The following is a 19,517-nucleotide window of genomic DNA, read 5'->3' as shown; positions in this document are numbered from 1 at the left end:
GTTGCGTCTAAGGCGTCGTCGCCTTTCGCGATCGTCCTGGGGCGCGTTTGCGTCCCCCGGCTTCTTCATCCGCCTGCCGACCCCGACCCCCGTCCGGCGCAGCGAATTCCTGTTGCGGCTTTGCGTCTTCGGCATCGATGCCAAAGTGCTGGCCGTCAAAATTGATTGTAATATGCTTGATCTTGCGAGCCTCGGTGATGACATCGAGGAAGAAGGTGGACAGAACCGGCAGAAGATCGCGGGCGATCATCACCTCGATGGCGCGTGCACCCATTTCGCTGCTTTTCGCACGCGAGATCAGCGCTTCGCGCGCCTCCTGCGAAAGCGTCAGCGCCGTGCCATATGTGCCGACGACACGCTGGCGGATGCGATCGATCTGGATATCGATGATGCCCGACAGCGTTTCCGCCGTCAGCGGCATGAACGGCAGAACCGTGGTGCGGCCGACAAAGGCCGGCTTGAAGTGTTTTTGCAGTTCCGGCAGCAGCAACTGCTCCAGCGCTTCGCCTTCCGGCATGGTATCGGGATCGGCGGCCAGCGAGGCCAGCAATTCCGAACCGGTATTGGCGGTCATGAAGATCGTGGTGTTCTTGAAATCGATGTCGCGGCCTTCGCCGTCGCGCAGCGTTCCCTTGTCGAACACCTGATAGAAGATTTCCTGCACACCCGGATGCGCCTTGTCGATCTCATCGAGCAGCAGCACGCCGTAAGGCCGGCGGCGAACGGCTTCGGTCAGCACGCCACCTTCGCCATAACCGACATAACCCGGAGGAGAGCCGAGAAGCATCGAAATCTTATGCTCCTCCTTGAACTCCGACATGTTGATCGTGGTCAGATGCTGGCTGCCGCCATAGAACATGTCGGCGAGCGTGAGTGCAGTCTCGGTCTTGCCGGTGCCGGACATGCCGACCAGCAGGAAAACGGCAGGCGGCCGGCGCGGATCGTTCAGGCCGGCGCGGGCAGCCCGCATGGCGGCGGCGATACGGTCAAGCGCGGCGTCCTGACCGAGCACGCGCTCTTTCAGGCGCGCATCCAGCGTTTTCACCGTCTCGACCTGATCGGTCAGCAGCTTGCCGACCGGGATACCGGTCCAGCGCGCGATGATGGTGGCAACCACATCACGATCGACGACGCGCGGAATGAGCGGCGCTTCGCCGGCAGCAGCTGCAAGGCTGCGCTCGGCCGAAACCAATGCGGCGCGCGCAGTTTCCGGCGTCATGGCCTGCGACGGGAACGGTGCGACATTGGCGGCGCCATCGGTCGCGGCATCATCTGCCGAGAGCGGAGCAACTGCATTGTCCTCGGAAAATGCTTCTTCGAGGCGGTCTGCCTCGCGAGCCAGCTGCATTTCCCGGTCATATTTTCCGGTCAGCGCCTCGATCTCGCGGGCGATATCCTCGCGCTCGGAACGGATTTCCGTCAGACGCGCTGAGGTTTCTTCCGTCTGCGGTTCAGCTTCCAGCCAGTTTGCTTCCGCCTCCAGCATGTCGCTTTCGCTTTTGAGATTTTTCAGCGCTTCCGGCACTGTCTGGCGTGCCAGGGCAACGGCAGCGGCAGCCGTGTCGAGAATGCTGATCGCCTTGTCAGGCAACTGCCGCGCCGGCAGGTAACGGGCAGAAAGCTGCACGGCGGCAACGATCGCCTCATCGCGAATGCGCACGCGGTGATGCAGTTTCAGATTGCCGGCAACACCACGCAGCATGCGTACCGCGGTCTTTTCATCCGGCTCGTTGACGAGAACCGTCTGGAAACGACGGGTAAGCGCCGCGTCTTTTTCGATATAACGCTTGTATTCGCTCCAGGTGGTGGCAGCGATCGTGCGCAGTTCACCACGAGCAAGGGCTGGTTTCAGGATATTGGCGGCATCGCCATTACCCGCCTGCCCGCCGGCACCGATCAGGCCATGCGCCTCATCGATGAACAGAATGATTGGCTTGTCGGACGCCTTGACGGCATCGACGACACCATGGAGGCGACGTTCGAACTCGCCCTTCACGCCGGCACCCGCTTGCAGAAGGCTGAGATCGAGCAGCAGAAGTTTAACTTCCTTCAGGCGCTCCGGCACGTTGCCGGCAACAATTTCCAACGCAAAGGCTTCCGCGACGGCGGTTTTACCCACACCGGCTTCACCCACTAGGATCGGATTGTTCTGGCGACGACGCATAAGGATGTCGACGACCTGGCGCAACTCGCCATCGCGGCCGATCACCGGGTCGATCTTGCCGGCGCGGGCATCCTCGGTCATGTCGCGGGTATAAAGCCGCAGGAATTCGTTGCCCTGAGACGCAGAAGCCGGCGCATTCAACGCCGGCTCCGACTGGCCGCCCGGTTCGCCTTGCGCCTTCTCCAGCAGGCTGTCGAGCTTCGCGCGGTTGAGCGAACGCAGCGACGGCGCAATGCCGCGAGCAACGACACGCAGCGACTGATCGGAATTCAGGGCAGAGAGAAGATCGCCCAGCACGACTGTCGAGCGGCCGGACTGCAACGATGCAGTAAGCCACGCTTCTCGCGCCAGAGCGAGCAGGTTCTGGGAAAGGGCAAGCGACGCGTCACCCTCACGCCGGATGTCGGCGATGGTGGCGTCCAGTTCAGTGCGCAATGCCTCCGACGGCACGTCAAGCTCTTCGAAAACGGCGGAAAGTGCCTGAATATCGAGGAGCGAGCGCAACCAGTGGGCAATATCTACGGCGGCATGCTGATGACGCGCGGCAAGTGATGCCGCTGTCTCAAGACCGACACGCAAGTTAGGCTCAAGCGTTCTGATCAGACGATTGAGATCGATATGCGACATCAGGCAAGTCCTGTTTGCTGTTGGCCGTACGGTGTTCTTCGAGATGTCCGGCGACAACTAGGGCGATCAAACCACCTTGTCCAGTCGTAAAAATCCCCTATTTTTCGAAAAAGTATCTCATACTACCGTCATAAAATTGACACCTCTTGTCTGAGGTTGACAAGACGTTATATGGGCCAACATTATAGGCTTAGTTACGAAATACCTTATATAAACGGAGATCATCCCCGCGTGAACGTGCGCCAGATCGTGGATCCACTTGATGAAACGCGCCCCTGCGGAGAAAACGTCAGGGAAAATACTTCTGCGCGCCCAATATACTATAGAATTAAGGACGCCCGTAACGCTGCAAGAGCTGCCGAACGAGGAATAACGCCGGGTGAGAATATTGGCTTGTCACCTATCTGGCAAGACGTAAGCAACCTTGGATTGCAGATTCTTACTTCAGAGAGTAAGGATATAGAAGTATTAGCCTGGGTTGCAGAAGCCCAGGTGCGACTGCGTGGCTTTGAAGGCCTGCGGGATGTCTACCTGTCCATCGTGTCGCTTTTAGAAAACTATTTTGACGATCTGCATTCCATTGGCGACGAGGATTTCGAGGAGCGCTTCAGTCCCTTCGCCGGGTTGAACGGTGTCGGCTCAGAAGGCACGATCATCCAGGCTATTCGTCTGAGTTCATTGATCCCGGGGGTAAAATTCGCACAGTTTTCGCTGTGGGATTTCCAGATCGGCCAGCGGCCCGGCGAAGACGCTCGTCGCGAAGACCTGCAGCATGCGGCGCTGGAAGCCGGTGTCGCGAATATGTCAGCGCATTTGCACGTTCTCATGGAGTGCATTGCCGCTTTTGACCGTATGGTAGAAATACTTGATGAACGCTGCGGCAGGCAGGCACCACCAAGTTCTAATACACGCAATGTGTTGCAAGAGGCCGCCTCCGCGATCCGCGTTCTGGCCGGCATCAGCGAGCCGGAACCGGCGCAAGCAGCTGAAAATGCGCAGGAATTCGAACCGTCGGAGACCGGTGTGACAGCGCCTGCGGAAGACCAGCCGCGCATCCGCGCCATAACGGCGGACAGCATCCGATCCCGCGAAGAGGCATTCGAGCTTCTGATGGCGGTGTCGCGCTATTTCCGCCGTACCGAGCCGCATTCCCCGGTTTCCATGTCGATCGAGACGCTGGTGCGTCGCGGACGCATGGATTTTTCCGAACTTCTTGCCGAGCTTTTGCCCGAACAGCACGCGCGACATGCGGTGCTGACGGCGGCCGGCATTCAACCCTCCACGGAAAACAGGGGAGGCTGAAGAGATTTTATTGCAATCGGGCCTTGTCCGATCGCGTTCCGCAACAATCTGAATTCGTATTTTGCCGATGGCATGAAGGAGAATCTTGATGGCAAGTGTACATGAAAAGCTGGAGCGGGTTCGCAAGCCTCGCGTCCACATCAAGTACGAAGTGGAAACCGAAGGCGCGATGGTGGTGAAGGAACTTCCCTTCGTCGTCGGCGTTCTCGGTGACTTTTCCGGTAACCCCACCCAGCCGCTGAAGCCGTTCGGCGAACGCAAGTTCGTGCAGATCGACCGCGACAATTTCGACGACGTGATGCGCCGCATGACGCCGGGTCTCACCATCTCGGTGGACAACACGCTGAAGGGTGACGGCACCCAGCTTCCGGTCGCGCTGAAGTTCGAAAGCATGGAAGATTTCGAGCCGGGTTCGGTGGTCAATCAGGTGCCTGCACTGAAGGCTCTGCTCGATGCCCGCAACGAATTGCGTGACCTGATGAGCAAGGCCGACCGTTCGGAAGAACTGGAACGCTTGCTCGAAGACATTTTGCAGAACAAGGCCGATCTCTCCCAGCTCGTCGCCCAGCTTGGCGGCGACAAGAAGGAAGAGAACAAGAGCCCCGCCAACTGAGTGCCGGCGGTGCGCGGCATCGGGCACAAGCCCGTCGCGCATCAGGAAATGCCCGTCTGTTTGTTTTGAGTATCGCCTGCCCCGGAACAGCTTTTCCGACGCGCTGCTCATAAAAAAGGATTTGAGACATGAGCGCTGACACGCAAGTGCAAAGGAAGGAAGAGGCCGGTTTCGCACAGGAACAGGATCTTCTCTCCCAGGTCGTCGCGGCGACCCGTCAGACCGAACCAAACCGTGCACAGGATCTTCTGCGCACCCTGACCGACCAGGCCCTCAAGGGCACGGTCACCTATGACCGCAACCTGACGATCACGCTGAACAACGCGATCGCCGAACTCGACAAGACGATTTCCACCCAGCTTGCCGCCATCATGCAGGCACCGGAATTCGTCAAGCTCGAGGGTACCTGGCGCGGTCTGAACTATCTGGTCAAGAATTCCGAAACCAGCGTCAACCTGAAGATCCGTGTGCTGAACGCTTCCAAGCGTGACATCAGCCGCGACCTTTCCAAGGCGGTGGAATTCGACCAGTCGCGCCTGTTCAAGTCGATCTACGAAGACGAATTCGGCACGCCGGGCGGCGAACCGATGGGCGCGATCATCGGCGATTACGAATTCGACAATTCGTTCGACGACGTGCAGACGCTTCAGGGCGTATCGATGATCGCGGCAGCAGCTTTCGCGCCGTTCATCTCGGCGGCCAGCCCGCGCATGTTCGGCTTCGACGATTACCGCGAGCTGTCCAAGCCGCGCGATCTCGAAAAGATTTTCGAAACCGTCGAATACGCCAAGTGGCGCGGCCTTCGCGACAGCGACGATTCCCGCTTCGTGACGCTGGCCATGCCGCGTGTTCTCTCGCGCATGCCCTACGGCCCGACGACCAACCCGGTCGACGAGTTCAACTATGACGAAACCGGCGGTTCGAAGACGGGTGAACTGCCGCACGAAAACTATTGCTGGATGAACGCGGCCTATGTGATGGGCACGCGCCTCACCGACGCATTCGCCAAGAGCGGCTGGTGCACGGCCATCCGTGGCGCGGAAAATGGCGGCAAGGTCGAAGGCCTGCCGATGCATGTCTTCGCCAGCGATGACGGCGATCTCGATCTGAAATGCCCGACCGAAGTCGGCATTACAGACCGTCGCGACGCCGAACTCGGCAAGCTCGGCTTTCTGCCGCTGTGCCACTACAAGAACACCGATTATGCCGTGTTCTTCGGTGCGCAGACGGCCCACAAGCCAAAGCTCTACGACCGTCCGGAAGCAACGGCCAACGCTGCCGTTTCGGCACGTCTGCCCTACATGATGGCCACTTCGCGTTTCGCCCACTACCTGAAGGTCATGGGTCGCGACAAGATCGGCTCCTTCATGGAAGCGGAAGATTGCCAGAACTGGCTGAACCGCTGGATCTCCAACTACGTCAACGCCAATGACGATGCCGGCGAAGAATCGCGCGCAAAATATCCGCTGCGCGATGCCAAGGTGACCGTGCAGGAAATTCCGGGCAAGCCGGGTTCCTACAATGCCGTCGCCTGGATGCGTCCGTGGTTGCAGATGGAAGAACTGACGACCTCGCTGCGCATGGTCGCCCGCATTCCGTCCAAGTCCTAAAATCTGACGATACGCGCGGCGACATTTCGCCGCGCGTACTTTCCTTTTTCAAGCGATATTTCGGCCAAATATAATGACCATGGGTTCCAGCACAGAATGGCGGCGCCGGGCAGACCAGTTGATCTCACTGATCGACGAGGCGCTGAACGGCCAAGTCAACGCTATCCTGCACCACCCTGATTTTCAGGCGATGGAGGCACGGTGGCGCGGCATTGCCATGCTCGTGCGTGAATCCACGCGTGGTGGCGACGTCAAGATCAAGCTGTTGAGCATGAGCTGGAAAGAACTGGCGCGCAGCATGGAGCGCGCCTCCGATTTCGACCAGAGCCACCTGTTCGAACTGATCTACAGCCGCGAATTCGGCATGCCCGGCGGCGAGCCTTACGGCTTGCTGGTCGGCGATTACCATTTTTCCCACGAGGAACCGGATGGCGGCGATCCCGTCAGCACGCTGACCCAGCTTGGCATGGTCGCTGCGGCGGCCTTTTGTCCCTTTGTGGCCGGCGCTTCCGCCGGTGCGGTCGGATTGGAAAGCTTTCAGGACCTCGGCCGCGTTCAGGATTTTTCCTGGCTGGCCAGCGATCCGGCCCGTATCCGCTGGAACAGCCTGCGTGCACGGGAAGATTCCCGCTTCCTCGGCCTTGTCGCGCCGCGCATTCTGATGCGCGCGCCGTTCGAGCCTTATGCCCGCCATCGCGACGATCGGTTTCCGTTTCGCGAGGAGATCGCCGAGGATGGCAGTTCGCTTCTGTGGGGCAATGCCGCCTTCGCCTTTGCCACCGTCGTCATCCGCAATTTCATCGACAGCGGCTGGTTTGCCGATATCCGTGGCGTCACGCAGGACGCCATCGATGGCGGCATGCTGAGCACGATGGAACTGGCGCCATACGATTTCGGCACCGAGAGCAACGGCCTGTCGGCGCAGGCACCGGTGGAGATCCGCCTGACCACGGGGCAGGAACAGCAGTTCTGCGATCTCGGCATCGTGCCTGTTGCCACCACCTATCTGTCGGCTTCGGCCATCTTCAATTCCAACCAGTCGATGCACGCGCCACAGCATTATTCCAACGAACATGCACGCCAGAACGCCCGCATCGCCGCCATGCTGCAATATGTGCTCTGCGCCTCGCGCTTCTCGCATTATCTCAAGGTGATCATGCGCGACGAGATCGGCCAGCTGTCCGACGCGCGCTCGATCGAACGCAAGCTGGAAGACTGGCTGACCGCCTATACGCTTGGCAATGACGATGCCGATCTGGCGCTGCGCACGCGTTTTCCGCTTCGTTCCGCCGGCATTACCGTCGCCGAGATCCCCGGCAAGCCCGGCACCTTCTCCTGTACCGTTCGTCTGCAGCCGCATTTCCAGCTCGACGACGTTTCCACCAGCTTCCACCTCATCGCCGAAACGATGACGGGAAGCCGCACCGCTTCCGCGAATGAAGGTTCGCTACCCAAAAGGATGTCCGCATGACGCTTTCCGAAAGCATCGCCCGCCTGCTCAGCGAAAACGCACTCGATGAGGCACTCGATGCAGCCAAGGCGCACCTGAAAGCCAAGCCGTCCGATCAGGAGGCCCGCAATCTCTATATCGACCTGCTGGTTCTGGCCGGCGATTACGAGCGCGCCGACAATCAGTGTGGCCTTGCCGTTACCTTTGCGCCGGATGCGACGATGGGCTTTGCGCTGTTGCGCAACGAGTTGCGCGGCATGGCCGCCCGCAATGCATGGTATGAGACCGGCGCCGTGCCGGAATTTCCGCAAGGCCCGAGCGAACTCGACAAGCTGGCCGTCAAGGTCGGCATCGCCCACCGTGAAGGCAATGGCGATGAAGCCACCGCCGAACTGCAGCGCCTTGAAGAACTGCGCGGCGAACGCGCCATCCTGCTGAACGGCAAGCGTATCGACGATTTCCGCGATCTCGACGACCGCACGCCGCATGCGCTGGAAGTGATCATGACCGGCGGCGCCTATCTGTGGATTGATTTTGCCAAGATCGCCGAATTGACCATCGAGCCGATCGCCCGTCCGCGCGATCTCGCCTTCCGCCGCGCCGAACTGTCGCTGATAGACGGTGCCGTTGCCCCGGTTCTGCTGCCGGCCATCTATCACGGCACCGGTACGGATGATCGCCTGCGGCTTGGCCGCGAAACGGAATGGGTGGAAGAGCCGACCGGCATCACCACCGGCCGCGGCCAGCGCTCGTTCCTGGCCGGAGATGATCTCGCGTCCTTCCATGATACGGAAAGCCTGGAAGCGGCAACGGCTGCCGCTGCCCGCGAGGTTGCGCATGGTTGACCCGCTGGAGCGTTATCGGCCGCGTGATCGCGTTCTCTCCCGGTCCATTCTGGACCGGTTGATCGACGACGCGCCCGATCGCGACTTCGACCCACCGGCAAGCGTGACCGATCAGACGCGCGAAATGCGCGAGTCGATCCGTCGTGACCTTGAGGCGCTGCTCAACACCCGTCGTTGCCCCTCGGCGCCGCCTTCGGAACTTTCCGAACTGAAGGATGCATTGGTGAGCTACGGCGTCGACGGCATGGTGTCGGCCAATCTGGTGACGGATGAGGCAAAACTTTCGCTCGCCCGCATGATCGAGCGCCGCATTACCATGTTCGAAACGCGGCTTTCGGAAGTGCGCGTGACGATCCTGAAAAGCCGGACGATGACCGAGCGGGCCTTACGAATGCGTATTCAGGCGACCTTCCGTCTGCATGAGGGCATGCCGCCGATCAGTTTCGAATCCACCATCGACCCGTCCACACAGCGTTTCCTCGTGGAGGCGGCGAATGGCTGACGGTTTTCTGCATCGTTACAACGAGGAACTGGGAGCGCTGCGCAAACGCGCCGCCCGGTTCGCCGACGCTTTTCCAAAGATCGCCGGCCGCCTGCGCATGACCGGCGATGTTGCCGATGATCCGCATGTCGAGCGCCTGATCCAGAGCTTTGCTTTCTCTGCCGCGCGCGTGCGCCAGAAACTGGATGATGAGTTTCCGGAACTGACCGACGGCCTGTTGGAGACGCTTTACCCGCATTATCTGGCACCCCTGCCATCGATGAGCATCGTGCGCTTCAACCCGAGCGACACGCTGGCATCGGTGCAGACCGTGCCGCGCCACACGGAAATCCTCGCTGAGCCGATCGGTGGCGAATCCTGCCGTTTCCGCACCACGCAGGACGTGGAAATGGCGCCGATCGAAATCACCGGCGCCACTCTTTCCGGCCAGCCGATCAACGCGCCGCTGTCGCCCTATCAAGGCGTCGCCGGTTGTCTGCGCCTGTCGGTTCGCACGCTGGATGCCCGCAAACCGTTCGGCGAACTCGGCATCGATCGTCTGCGCCTGCACATTCCCTCCGCCTGGAGCCAGGCCGTTTCGATCTACGAACTCCTGGCCAACCACACGCTCGGCATCGCACTTGCCCGCCATGGCGATGACCGCCAGCCGGTGTTTCTGCCGGCCCGCAATCTGAAACAGGTGGGTTTCGAAGAAAACGAGGCGATGCTGCCTTATCCGGCACCGAGTTTCATCGGTTACCGGCTGCTGACAGAGTTTTTCGCCCTGCCGCAAAAATACCTGTTCCTCGATATCGAGGGACTGAGCGCCTGGAAGGATCAGGCGCTGGAAATCTTCATCTATCTCAAGGAAACCGACGCCAAGCTTGAACGCACCGTGTCGGCCCGAGATTTTGCACTGAATGCGACCCCGGTCGTCAACCTGTTCCGGCAGACCTGCGAGCCGATTTCGGTCGATGGTACTCGTACCGAATATCGTCTTCTGCCGGACGCCCGTCGCCAGAAGACCCGCGAGATCTATGCGATCGAGCGGGTTCTTCTCACCGGCTCACGCGGGCAGGAAGAATATTGCCAGCCGTTTTTCGGCCGCAGCCAGCGTGCCGGCAACAGCACAGCCTATTGGCAGGCCTATCGTCGGTTCGACGAGGAAGACGGCACCAGCGACATGGAGATCGCCTTCGTCGATCGCGACCGCCGGTTTGCAGGGCCGATCGATGCGGTCGCCGGTGTGGATACCCTGTGCATCAACCGCGAACTGCCGGAGCAATTGCCCTTCGGCGGCGGCCACCCGTTCCTGCAGCTGGCGTCGGGCCATGAAGCGGTATCGGGCGTGGAAGCGTTGATGCCGCCGACGCCGTCCGTGCGCATGAACGATCAGGACGGCCGCAACTGGCGCCTCGTCTCGCATCTTCTGCTCAACCATCTGTCGCTGTTCGACAATGAGGGGGCGGCGCTGAAGGATGTGTTGTCGCTTTATGCCTTCCGCGACAGCCCGGAAACCAAGCAGCTTGTCGATGCGCTGATCCGCATCCGCGCCGAAAGCTCCACCGCGCGGCTGGGCAGCGGTGGCATGGTGCCGGGCACGGAAATCGCACTGGAATTCGATCCGGCAGCGATCGACCGCGCCTCGGCCTTCCTGTTCGGATCGGTGCTCGACCGTTTCTTCAGCCTCTACACATCCGTCAACAGTTTCACGCGGCTGACCATTTCGATGAAGGGCCAGTCCAAACCCATTGCCCACTGGCCGGCCCGCGCGGCCGAGCGCCCGTTGCTGTGAAGACAAGAAAGGACCGCGATCGCCCCATGGATCTCTCGACGCTTCGCCAGCCAGATGTCAAACGCGACACGCTCGTCGACCTGCTTGAACGCGACCCCGGCCGCTTCGAGCCGGTGACGGCGTTCCGCGTCGCGCAGACGGCTGCCGGCACGGGTGATGCCATCGGCGAGCTGGAGGTCGCATCGCATATGGGTGTTTCGCCGGCACCACTCGCCGTCAGCGGTTTCCGCCAGAAGGGAGCGCGCGCTTCGATCCGCAGCGCGCTGGCGGGGCTGACCGGCCCGCTCGGCTCGATGCCGGCCAACTATAATGAACTGATCATGCGCGAGGAGCGGAACAAGTCGAAGGGGCTGGCGGCCTTTTTCGACTTGTTCAGCGCGCGCGTTTCAGAGCTTTTTGCCGATGCCTCCGAAAAATACCGCATTGCGCGGCGCCTGCGCTGGGGTCAGCGCCGTGAGGATAACGGCTTTATCACCACGCTGTTTGCGCTGACCGGTTTCGGCACCCGCAAGCTGAAGGAAAACAGCGGCATCGATGAAGATGTCATTCTGCGTTTCTCCGGCTTTTTCGCATCACGCAACCGCAATGCCGCCAGCCTGCGCGCCATGCTGACCGAATTCAGCGGCCTGCCGGTGGAGATCGAGCTGTTTCGCCCCCGCTGGCTGACCATTCCCATGCAGGAGCGCAGCAAGATGGGAGCACCGCAGGGCGTGCAACTTGGCATAAACGCCACCGCCGGCACCGCCATTCACGATTTCAGTGGCGGCTTTCGCGTGATCGTCGGGCCACTCGCCTATCGCGATTACCTGTCGCTGACACCGGGCGGCCGCAACATCACCGAATTGCTTGCGCTGACACGGCTTTATGTCGGCTCGGCACTCGATTTCGACATTCAGGTCATTCTGAAAAAAGAAGACGTTCCGTTTTGCCAGCTTGGACAGGAAAGCGCTGATCAACCGAGGCTGGGCTGGAACAGCTGGGCACGGGTGGCACCAGCCGCGAAGGACAGCGACGATGCCGTCATCGTCGAACCCCGCCCCGCAGTGGCTTTAGGAGGCGAACATGCGGCTTGAACTCAAGGCAATCGCGGGCGCCAGCACCTTGCCGGCCAGCCGGACAAAATGGTTTTTCGAACAGGGCAAACGCACGCTTGGCCGCTCGCCCGATTGCGACTGGCAGGTTCCCGAAGACCAGCGCTCGGTTTCCAAGCTGCATTGCACGATCGAGCGCGATACGCGCGGTTTTATGCTGCGCGACCAGAGCGCCAACGGCTCGCGCGTCGATGGCATCGTCGTACACGAGGGTGAGACAGCAAGGCTTTCCGACCAGTCGCGGCTGGATGTCGGCAGCATGTCATTTTCCGTGGTCATCACCGGCGAGGCGCATCAGGATGTCGAGGACCCCGATGGCAGCTACGCCATGAGCGATGAGCCGCTGACCATTTCCTCCATCCTTGCCGATATCGCACCCGGCGGCCGCACCGCTACCGGCCTTCTCGGCAACAGGATGTCCGAAGACTGGCTGGAACCGATCGTCAAGAAGGATGGCCCCTCGCCGTCGCGCAATGTCGACATCGGCTGGAACGGCCCGCCGGAAATCCGCGCCGGGGGCAACCTCTTGCCGGACGACTGGAATATTGAGGACAAAAAAGCGGATCATTCCGACTACAGCAACTATCTCGAACATGGATCGGCGACGCATGTGACCATACCGGTTGCAAAGGCGCGCGTGGCAGAGGCACTGCCGACCGTCAACGACAATGCCCCGAAGCCGGATATCGAACCGGTCAAGGCGCCATTGCAGGCGGCAGCCCCCGCTCGTTCCGCCGAGATGGAAACAAAACTCAACCCGCTCCTGCAGCGGATCGAAGACGCGCTGGAAGCGAGCTTTGCCGCCTTCGGGCTGGAGCTTCCAGCGCCGGAACATGAAGACGACTTTTTCAGCCGCGACCGGCAGGACACGCTGGTGACCCGGATCGAGGAACTGGCGACACGACAGGCCAAGCTGCAGGCCGCGCTGGAAAACCTCGTGCACCACGCCGGCCAGGAAATGGACCCGCGCATCATCGAATCCCGCATCGACGTGGCAGGATCGATGACATCCTTCGGTTTCCTGCGCGGCCGCGACTACTGGCAAGCTTACAAAAATCAATTCGAAAAGAACGACAGGACGCTGTCGGTTCAGGACGTTTTCCGCGACGCCATGATGCGAACGGAAGACGGGGACCGCATTGCGAACCTGGCGAAAGCAGAGAGAGAAGACCTCAACGATGAGAAATGAAAACCGGGTGGCCTGGAGCGAGGGCATGTTCCTTCGCGTTCAGCATTTCCAGCAGGCGGACCGATGGACGGAACGGCTGGTGCGCACCACGACGCGCGGCCTGACACCTTATCCATGGGGCGTTGCGGAAATCGGCATCGACCGCAGCGCGCTCGCCATCGGCCAGTTCGCGCTGTCCAACCTGCGCGGTATCCTGCCGGATGGCACGCCGTTCGAAGCGCCGCTCGATACCGATCTGCCGCCGGCCGTCGATCTCGATGAAAACGTCAAGAACGCCATCATCTACCTCGCTCTGCCGGCCCGCCAGCCGGGCAAGCCGGATGTGGCGCTGAATGGCGGCGCGCGCTTCAACAGCGTGCGCATGACCGCTTCCAACTACGAAGCCCCGGACGCCAATGTCGAAACCGATTTCATGGCGCCGATCGATGTCGGCCGGCTGAGCCTGCGTTACCTGAAGACCGGTGACGACCTTGCCGGTTACGAACTGATCGGCCTTGCCCGCGTCATCGAAGTTCGTTCCGACCGCGCCGTCATTCTCGATCCCGATTTCATCGCACCAAGCCTCAACTGCGCCGCCGAGCCAAGGCTTTCCGAATTGATGACGGAACTGCTCGGCATCGTGCGCCACCGCGCCGAGGCGATCGCCGAGCGCATCGGCGACCCGACCATTCGCGGCACGGCCGAGGTCGGCGACTATTTTCTCTTGCAGATCCTCAACCGCGCCGACCCGATGCTGAAGCATATTTCCGCAAACGCGACGCGCATCCATCCGATCGATTTCTACGAGACCTGCATCCAGCTGGCCGGCGAACTCGCCACCTTCACCACTGAGCGCAAGCGGGCGACGGATTTTCCGCCCTATCGCCATGACGACCTGAAGGCGACCTTTGCCGCCGTCTATGACGATCTGCGCGCCTCCCTGTCTTCGGTTCTCGAACAGGCTGCCGTTTCGATCGAGCTTGCGGAGCGCCGCCATGGCGTGCGCGTCGGCACGATCAACGACCGTTCGCTGCTCAAGGATGCCGGTTTCGTACTGGCCGTGCGCGCCGAAATGTCGGCGGAAGATGTTCGTCGCAAGCTGCCGGCACAGATCAAGGTCGGCCCGGTCGAGCGTATCGCCGAACTGGTCAACGTCGCGCTGCCGGGCATTCCGGTCAGACCGCTACCGGTTCTGCCGCGCCAGCTGCCGTACCGTTCCGGCACGATCTATTTCGAACTCGACACCAAAAATCCGCTCTGGAAGCAGCTTGAAACCTCGGGCGCCATCGCCCTGCATCTCGCAGGTGATTTCCCTGGTCTCGAAATGGAAATGTGGGCCCTGAGAGAATGACCAACGAACCCGCATCGAAATGGCAGAACCTGCCGACCGTCGTCGAACTGACCGAGGACGGCATCAAGAAAAAGCAATCGGCCGCCCGCATGGCCGAGATGCTGGACGACGTGCTCGACACGCCCGGCATTGACGACCTTGCGCCGAAACCGTTGCCGAAAGGCGGCTGGTCGGTGGAAACGCTGGTGCGCGACTTCCGCTTCGGCGGCGAGGAAGTGCCGACACTGGTGCGTTCCGCAGCCCCGTTGCTGAACCTCGCGCATACGCTTCGTTACACCGACGAGCAGCCGGATATCGAGCAGCTGCGCCGCGTGGCGGTGGAAGCCGTCGGCCGTTACGAGCGTGATCTCGCAGGCTCCCGTATCAGCCCGGAGCGCGCGCGTGCAGCCCATTACATCATCTGCGCCACCGTTGATGACGTGGTGCTGAGCAAGCCCTGGGGCGTACGCGCCGGCTGGGCGCGTTCGGGTCTGGTCTCGACCTTCCACATGGACGTCACCGGCGGCGACCGCGTTTTCGATCTGCTCGACCATTTCCATCAGAGCCCGGGTGCCAACAAGGACCTGCTGCTGCTGATCTACCTGTCGCTGTCGCTCGCCTTCGAGGGCCGCACGCGCGTCTCGCCACGCGGCAATCTCGAGCTCGGCCGTATCCGCGACAGTCTCTACAAGACGCTGCTCGGCCAATATGGCGTATTCGAACGCGAGCTTTCACCGCACTGGAAAGGTGTGGCCGCCAAGCACAAGCCGCTGCGCACAGCCGTGGCTTTGTGGACTCTGATGTCGCTGCTCGCGCTGGTTTTTGCGGTCGGTTACCTGTTCTTCACGCTGTCGCTCAACGGCGCATCGGACGGCACCTTCCAGCGGCTTGCACAATTGCCGCCGGGTGAAGCGCCAAGCCTTCTCGTCAATCCGCCACCGAAAGAGGCGCCGCCAGAAATCATCGCCAAGGCGCAGGAGCCTCCCGTCAAGCCGCAACTGATGCCGCGGCAGCCGACCAAGCTTGAGAACTTCATGAAGTTCCTCCAGCCGGAGGTCGAAAAGAAGCTGGTGTCGCTGTCGGAAAGCAACAACCGGGTTCTGGTGCGCATCAACAATGCCGGCCTGTTCGACGTCGGCAGCGCCGAGGTCAGCGAAGAATTCAAGCTGCTGATCGCCCGTATCGGTGGCGCACTGGCGCAGGAACAGTTCCGCGCCGTCGTTGTCGGTTACACCGACAATACGCCGATCAAGACGCTGCAGTTCCCCTCGAACTGGCATCTGTCGGAAGCACGCGCCAAGGCGGTTGGCGAGATCCTGATCTCCTTCACCGGGCCTGATGCCATTCTCACCGAAGGTCGCGCAGAAGCCGATCCGATCGCCGACAACGCGACACCGCAGGGGCGTGAAAAGAACCGGCGGACGGAAATTCTCGTGCTGGCCGATCCGGACGAAGCGTTGAGCGGCGCCGGGGTCAAATCTCCGCCTCTTGAAATGGATATTCGCAATATGCCGGCCAATCCGGCAGCAGGGGGCCTTTCGCCATGAACCCCATCGGCATGTTTTACACGCTCCGCTCCTATGTCGAGGCCTATGCGGGCCTGATCGGGAGGCGGTTCATCTCGGTCGTCTGGGTGGCGGCCATCTGCGTCGTCATCTGGTTCTACGGCTATCTTGCCGCCTATGGCGATTTCAAGCCACTGGCGAGCCCCACCAATCGTATCATCCTGATCGGCGTGATCATCGCCGCATGGCTTGGTTACCTGATCTATACGGTGGTTCGCGACCGCCGCCGCGACAAGCAGCTGGTTGAAGGCATCGAGCGCGATGCCGAGTCCGAAGCCGCTGCCAGCCAGCAGGCGGAAGTGACCGACATCCACAATCGCCTGAAGGAAGCGCTGCAGCTTCTGCGCCGCGTCAGCAAGAAGCGGTTCGGTTATATCTACGAGCTTCCCTGGTATGTGATTTTCGGCGCCCCCGGTTCCGGCAAGACGACGGCGCTCACCAATTCCGGCCTGAAATTTCCGCTCGGCGATGCCCTGGGTAGCAATTCCGTGCAGGGTATCGGCGGCACGCGTAACTGCAACTGGTGGTTCACCGATGAGGCGATCCTCATCGATACCGCCGGTCGTTACACCACGCAGGACGATCTCAACGGTTCGGCCAAGGCCGGCTGGGAAGGTTTTCTCGGTCTGCTGCGAAAGTATCGCCGCTCACAGCCGATCAACGGCGCGCTTGTCACGCTTTCGATCGGCGACCTTCTGACCCGAGATCCGGAAGCACAGCGCGAGGAAATCCGCGTCATCCGCCAGCGCCTGTCAGAACTGGACGAAAAGCTGCAGGCCCGCGTGCCGGTCTATCTGGTGCTGACCAAGGCCGATCTTCTGACCGGTTTCGTCGAGTTCTTCGATGGCTTCAACAAGTCCGACCGTGAGCAGGTCTGGGGCACGACATTCGGCCTCGATGAAAGCTACAAGACCATCGACCTTCCCGACCGGTTTACGGAAGAGTTCACGCTTTTGCAGGAACGCGTCGGCTCGATGCTGATCGAGCGTCTTCAGCAGGAGCCGAATGCCGAACTGCGCGGCCGCATCTTCCGCTTCCCCGCCGAACTGGCAGCGCTCAAGGAACGTCTGCACGACGTCATGACCGAGCTTTGCACCGGCTCGAGGCTTGTGGAGCCGCCGCTGCTGCGCGGCATCTATTTCGCCTCCGGCACGCAGGTAAACGAGACGGCGGTTTCGACATCCAGCCGCGCCCGCCGCAGCTATTTCCTGTCGCGGCTGTTCAAGGATGTCATCTTCGACGAGGCCTCGCTGGTTTCGCGGGATCGACGCCTGTCGGGCAGGCAGCTATTGCTGCGCCGTGCCGCCTATGGCGTCGCGTTTCTGGTTCTGGCCGTCGTGCTGACCAGTTGGACGGCCACCTACTTCCAGAACAAATCCGCTCTCGCCGCAGCCGAACAGCATATCGATGCCTATGAGAAACTGTCTCAAGGCATCAACGTGCGCGATGTCAGCGACGCCGACTTTTTGCGTGTCATGCCGGCACTCGACAATCTGGCCGCCGTCACCAACGATTTTTCCAAGGGTCGTGTCTGGCCGATCAGCTTTGGCCTCGATCAGGAAAACAAGGTTGCCGGCCGTCAGCGCGATGCCTATCAGCGCGCGCTGAATGCACTGCTTCTGCCGCGCATTCTCGTGCAGCTGCAAAAGGACATGGCCGACACATCCGACGTGGCGCGCACTTTCAATGCTTTGAAGCTGTACGGCATGCTGGGGGGGCTCGGTTCGATGGATCGGGAATTCGTCGAGCTTGAGACGCAGGACATGTTCAACGCGCTCTATCCCGGCGATGGCCGCGCCAACGCGCGCCTGTCGCTGACGGCGCATGCCGCAGCAATGGCAAAGGGCGTGCTTCCACCGATCGAACTCGATCCCTACCTGATCGCCAAGGCACGCGAAACCATCCGCTCGCAGAGCATTGCCAACCGTGCCTATGATATCCTTGCCGACTATCGCGCATCGCGCGCGCTGCCGGCATGGAATCCCGGCACGGCGCTTGGCCCGCTCGGCGACAAGGCATTCGAGCGCAGCTCCGGCGCGCCGCTTCGCGAAGGCATTCCCGGCCTGTTTTCCAGCAATGGTTACCGCAGCGTCGTGCTGCCGAAGGTTTCGGATGCCGCCCGCACGGCGATCGAAGAGACCTGGGTGCGTAACGAGGAAAACCCGGCCGGCAGCACGATCGATGCGATCACGCAGGCGACCATGCAGCTTTATTTCGACAATTTCGAAAAACGCTGGGCCACTGTTCTGACAGACATGCGGGTAAAACCCTCGCAGACCATCAATGATGCAGCCGAGACAACGAAGACGCTGGCTGCAAAACCGGTAACGCCGGTGGAAATGATCACCCGCTCGATTGTTGAAAACACCGATCTGCGCAATGCGGGCACCGAAATTGCGTCTGCTGCCGGTGACACCTCGGTTTCCTCCACGGCGCTGGCAGGTGTGGCCAATGCACCGGACCTCTATTCAGGTCTCCGTGAGGCGCTTGCCGCTCCAACGGATTCGGCGGTGACTGCGGTCACCGGCCAGTCCGCCGATGCGCCCAAGTCGCAGATCGGGCAGCTTCAGCCGGCCTTGCACAAGGTTGCAGAACAGCTGTTTCGCGCCACCACCTCGTCGGCGGAAATCGCCAAGGTGTTCGACGTGGACAGCCAGTTGACCGATGCCAACCAGGAACTGTTGCAGCAGGCGCGCCGCCTGCCCAATCCGGTCGATAGCTGGATGGCCGGCGTCGCTTCAGATGTCGGTTCGCTCGCGGTGAAATCGGCGCGTGGCCGTATCAACGATGCCTGGGCGGCTGAGGGGGCAAGCTATTGCTCCAGCGTCGTCACCGGCCGTTACCCGTTCGACCGGGAATCCTCGCGCGATGTGGCCATGAGCGATTTCGTGCGTCTGTTCGGTCCGAAGGGCCTGTTCAAAAGCTTCTTCGACGATCGGCTTTCCGCCTTCGTCGATACCAGCGCCTCGCCATGGGGCTGGAAAGGCACATTCGGTTCGGCCAGCATCCCGAGCGAGGCGATCGCCCAGTTCGAAAATGCCGACAAGATAAACCGCGCCTTCTTCCCAGCAGGCAGCGAAGGTCCGTCTATCGCCATCAACGTCAAGCCGGTGTCGCTGTCGGATGATGCCAACGCCGTCATGCTGGAAATCGAGGCGGAACGCCTCGTTTATTTCCATGGTCCGGTCCAGGCAAAATCGATTGCCTGGCCTTCGACGGATGCCAGCAATGTGTCACGCATCGCATTCCAGCCCGGCGGCTGGCAGCAGGCCATTACCGAAAATGGTGACTGGTCGCCGTTCCGCCTGTTCGATGGCGCCGACATCACCACCGAAGGCAACGACCTGTTCCGCGCCCGCTTCACCCAGGCCGGCAAAACGGCCGAGTTCGAGGTGCAGTTCGGCTCCGTGCTCAACCCGTTCCGGCTGGAAGCGCTCAATGCGTTCGCCTGCCCGACACAGTTTTGAGGACGCCGC

Annotated in this window: 13 protein-coding genes; 12 read left to right on the top strand and 1 reads right to left on the bottom strand. The window is 61.2% G+C overall.

Annotation, left to right across the window (positions count from 1 at the left end; genetic code table 11):
- Window positions 1-7 precede the first annotated feature (7 nt).
- Window positions 8-2,791: a type VI secretion system ATPase TssH gene (gene tssH / locus AAIH70_RS13945; RefSeq protein ID WP_132274670.1), complete on the bottom strand. Its 2,784-nt coding sequence runs from the start codon at window positions 2,789-2,791 to the stop codon at window positions 8-10.
- 231 nt (window positions 2,792-3,022) lie between these two features.
- Between tssH and tssA the strand changes: the two genes are divergently transcribed.
- The 12 genes from tssA to tssM all read left to right on the top strand — a co-directional run bounded on the left by tssA (window position 3,023) and on the right by tssM (window position 19,508).
- Window positions 3,023-4,093 (top strand): type VI secretion system protein TssA, encoded by a 1,071-nt coding sequence (gene tssA, locus AAIH70_RS13940; protein ID WP_245519174.1) that lies wholly within the window; start codon window positions 3,023-3,025, stop codon window positions 4,091-4,093.
- Window positions 4,094-4,181: 88 nt separating this feature from the next.
- Complete coding sequence (tssB, locus tag AAIH70_RS13935) at window positions 4,182-4,706, top strand: type VI secretion system contractile sheath small subunit (RefSeq protein ID WP_132274676.1); 525 nt, start codon at window positions 4,182-4,184, stop codon at window positions 4,704-4,706.
- 128 nt (window positions 4,707-4,834) lie between these two features.
- On the top strand, window positions 4,835-6,316 hold the full coding sequence (gene tssC, locus AAIH70_RS13930) for a type VI secretion system contractile sheath large subunit (protein WP_132274679.1): 1,482 nt from the start codon (window positions 4,835-4,837) through the stop codon (window positions 6,314-6,316).
- 79 nt (window positions 6,317-6,395) lie between these two features.
- Window positions 6,396-7,787 carry a type VI secretion system contractile sheath large subunit gene (gene tssC / locus AAIH70_RS13925; RefSeq protein ID WP_132274681.1) on the top strand — a complete coding sequence of 464 codons (1,392 nt, stop codon included), beginning with the start codon at window positions 6,396-6,398 and terminating at the stop codon, window positions 7,785-7,787.
- Entirely contained in the window at window positions 7,784-8,611 is an 828-nt protein-coding gene (locus AAIH70_RS13920) for a type VI secretion system accessory protein TagJ (RefSeq protein ID WP_132274684.1), read from the top strand. The genes tssC (AAIH70_RS13925) and AAIH70_RS13920 overlap by 4 nt, the downstream gene beginning before the upstream one ends.
- A complete protein-coding gene (gene tssE, locus AAIH70_RS13915) occupies window positions 8,604-9,113 on the top strand; it encodes a type VI secretion system baseplate subunit TssE (protein WP_132274687.1) in 510 nt (169 codons plus the stop codon). The genes AAIH70_RS13920 and tssE overlap by 8 nt, the downstream gene beginning before the upstream one ends.
- Window positions 9,106-10,887, top strand: coding sequence for a type VI secretion system baseplate subunit TssF (tssF, locus tag AAIH70_RS13910; RefSeq protein WP_132274690.1), 1,782 nt, complete (start codon window positions 9,106-9,108; stop codon window positions 10,885-10,887). Before tssE ends, tssF begins: the two co-directional genes overlap by 8 nt.
- Before the next feature lie 26 nt (window positions 10,888-10,913).
- On the top strand, window positions 10,914-11,960 hold the full coding sequence (gene tssG / locus AAIH70_RS13905; RefSeq protein WP_132274693.1) for a type VI secretion system baseplate subunit TssG: 1,047 nt from the start codon (window positions 10,914-10,916) through the stop codon (window positions 11,958-11,960).
- Window positions 11,950-13,167, top strand: coding sequence for an FHA domain-containing protein (locus AAIH70_RS13900; protein ID WP_132274696.1), 1,218 nt, complete (start codon window positions 11,950-11,952; stop codon window positions 13,165-13,167). Before tssG ends, AAIH70_RS13900 begins: the two co-directional genes overlap by 11 nt.
- The gene (tssK, locus tag AAIH70_RS13895; RefSeq protein ID WP_132274699.1) at window positions 13,157-14,497 is read left to right on the top strand and encodes a type VI secretion system baseplate subunit TssK; all 1,341 of its coding nucleotides are present in this window, start codon (window positions 13,157-13,159) and stop codon (window positions 14,495-14,497) included. The genes AAIH70_RS13900 and tssK overlap by 11 nt, the downstream gene beginning before the upstream one ends.
- Complete coding sequence (tssL, locus tag AAIH70_RS13890) at window positions 14,494-16,023, top strand: type VI secretion system protein TssL, long form (protein WP_132274701.1); 1,530 nt, start codon at window positions 14,494-14,496, stop codon at window positions 16,021-16,023. The genes tssK and tssL overlap by 4 nt, the downstream gene beginning before the upstream one ends.
- Window positions 16,020-19,508 carry a type VI secretion system membrane subunit TssM gene (gene tssM / locus AAIH70_RS13885; RefSeq protein WP_430034390.1) on the top strand — a complete coding sequence of 1,163 codons (3,489 nt, stop codon included), beginning with the start codon at window positions 16,020-16,022 and terminating at the stop codon, window positions 19,506-19,508. The genes tssL and tssM overlap by 4 nt, the downstream gene beginning before the upstream one ends.
- The last annotated feature ends 9 nt before the right edge of the window (window positions 19,509-19,517 follow it).

The sequence above is a fragment of the Neorhizobium sp. BT27B genome, from assembly GCF_050455485.1.
Taxonomy (GTDB): Bacteria; Pseudomonadota; Alphaproteobacteria; order Rhizobiales; family Rhizobiaceae; genus Neorhizobium.
This window is presented reverse-complemented; position numbering and strand designations above follow the sequence as displayed.

Bases quoted from the DNA above. Each gene is read 5' to 3' on its own strand.
- tssE (WP_132274687.1), top strand. From the start codon at position 8,604: ATGGTTGACCCGCTGGAGCGTTATCGGCCGCGTGATCGCGTTCTCTCC.
- AAIH70_RS13920 (WP_132274684.1), top strand. From the start codon at position 7,784: ATGACGCTTTCCGAAAGCATCGCCCGCCTGCTCAGCGAAAACGCACTC.
- tssM (WP_430034390.1), top strand. From the start codon at position 16,020: ATGAACCCCATCGGCATGTTTTACACGCTCCGCTCCTATGTCGAGGCC.
- tssK (WP_132274699.1), top strand. From the start codon at position 13,157: ATGAGAAATGAAAACCGGGTGGCCTGGAGCGAGGGCATGTTCCTTCGC.
- tssH (WP_132274670.1), bottom strand. From the start codon at position 2,791: ATGTCGCATATCGATCTCAATCGTCTGATCAGAACGCTTGAGCCTAAC.
- tssC (WP_132274681.1), top strand. From the start codon at position 6,396: ATGGGTTCCAGCACAGAATGGCGGCGCCGGGCAGACCAGTTGATCTCA.
- tssC (WP_132274679.1), top strand. From the start codon at position 4,835: ATGAGCGCTGACACGCAAGTGCAAAGGAAGGAAGAGGCCGGTTTCGCA.
- tssG (WP_132274693.1), top strand. From the start codon at position 10,914: ATGGATCTCTCGACGCTTCGCCAGCCAGATGTCAAACGCGACACGCTC.
- tssB (WP_132274676.1), top strand. From the start codon at position 4,182: ATGGCAAGTGTACATGAAAAGCTGGAGCGGGTTCGCAAGCCTCGCGTC.
- tssL (WP_132274701.1), top strand. From the start codon at position 14,494: ATGACCAACGAACCCGCATCGAAATGGCAGAACCTGCCGACCGTCGTC.
- AAIH70_RS13900 (WP_132274696.1), top strand. From the start codon at position 11,950: ATGCGGCTTGAACTCAAGGCAATCGCGGGCGCCAGCACCTTGCCGGCC.
- tssF (WP_132274690.1), top strand. From the start codon at position 9,106: ATGGCTGACGGTTTTCTGCATCGTTACAACGAGGAACTGGGAGCGCTG.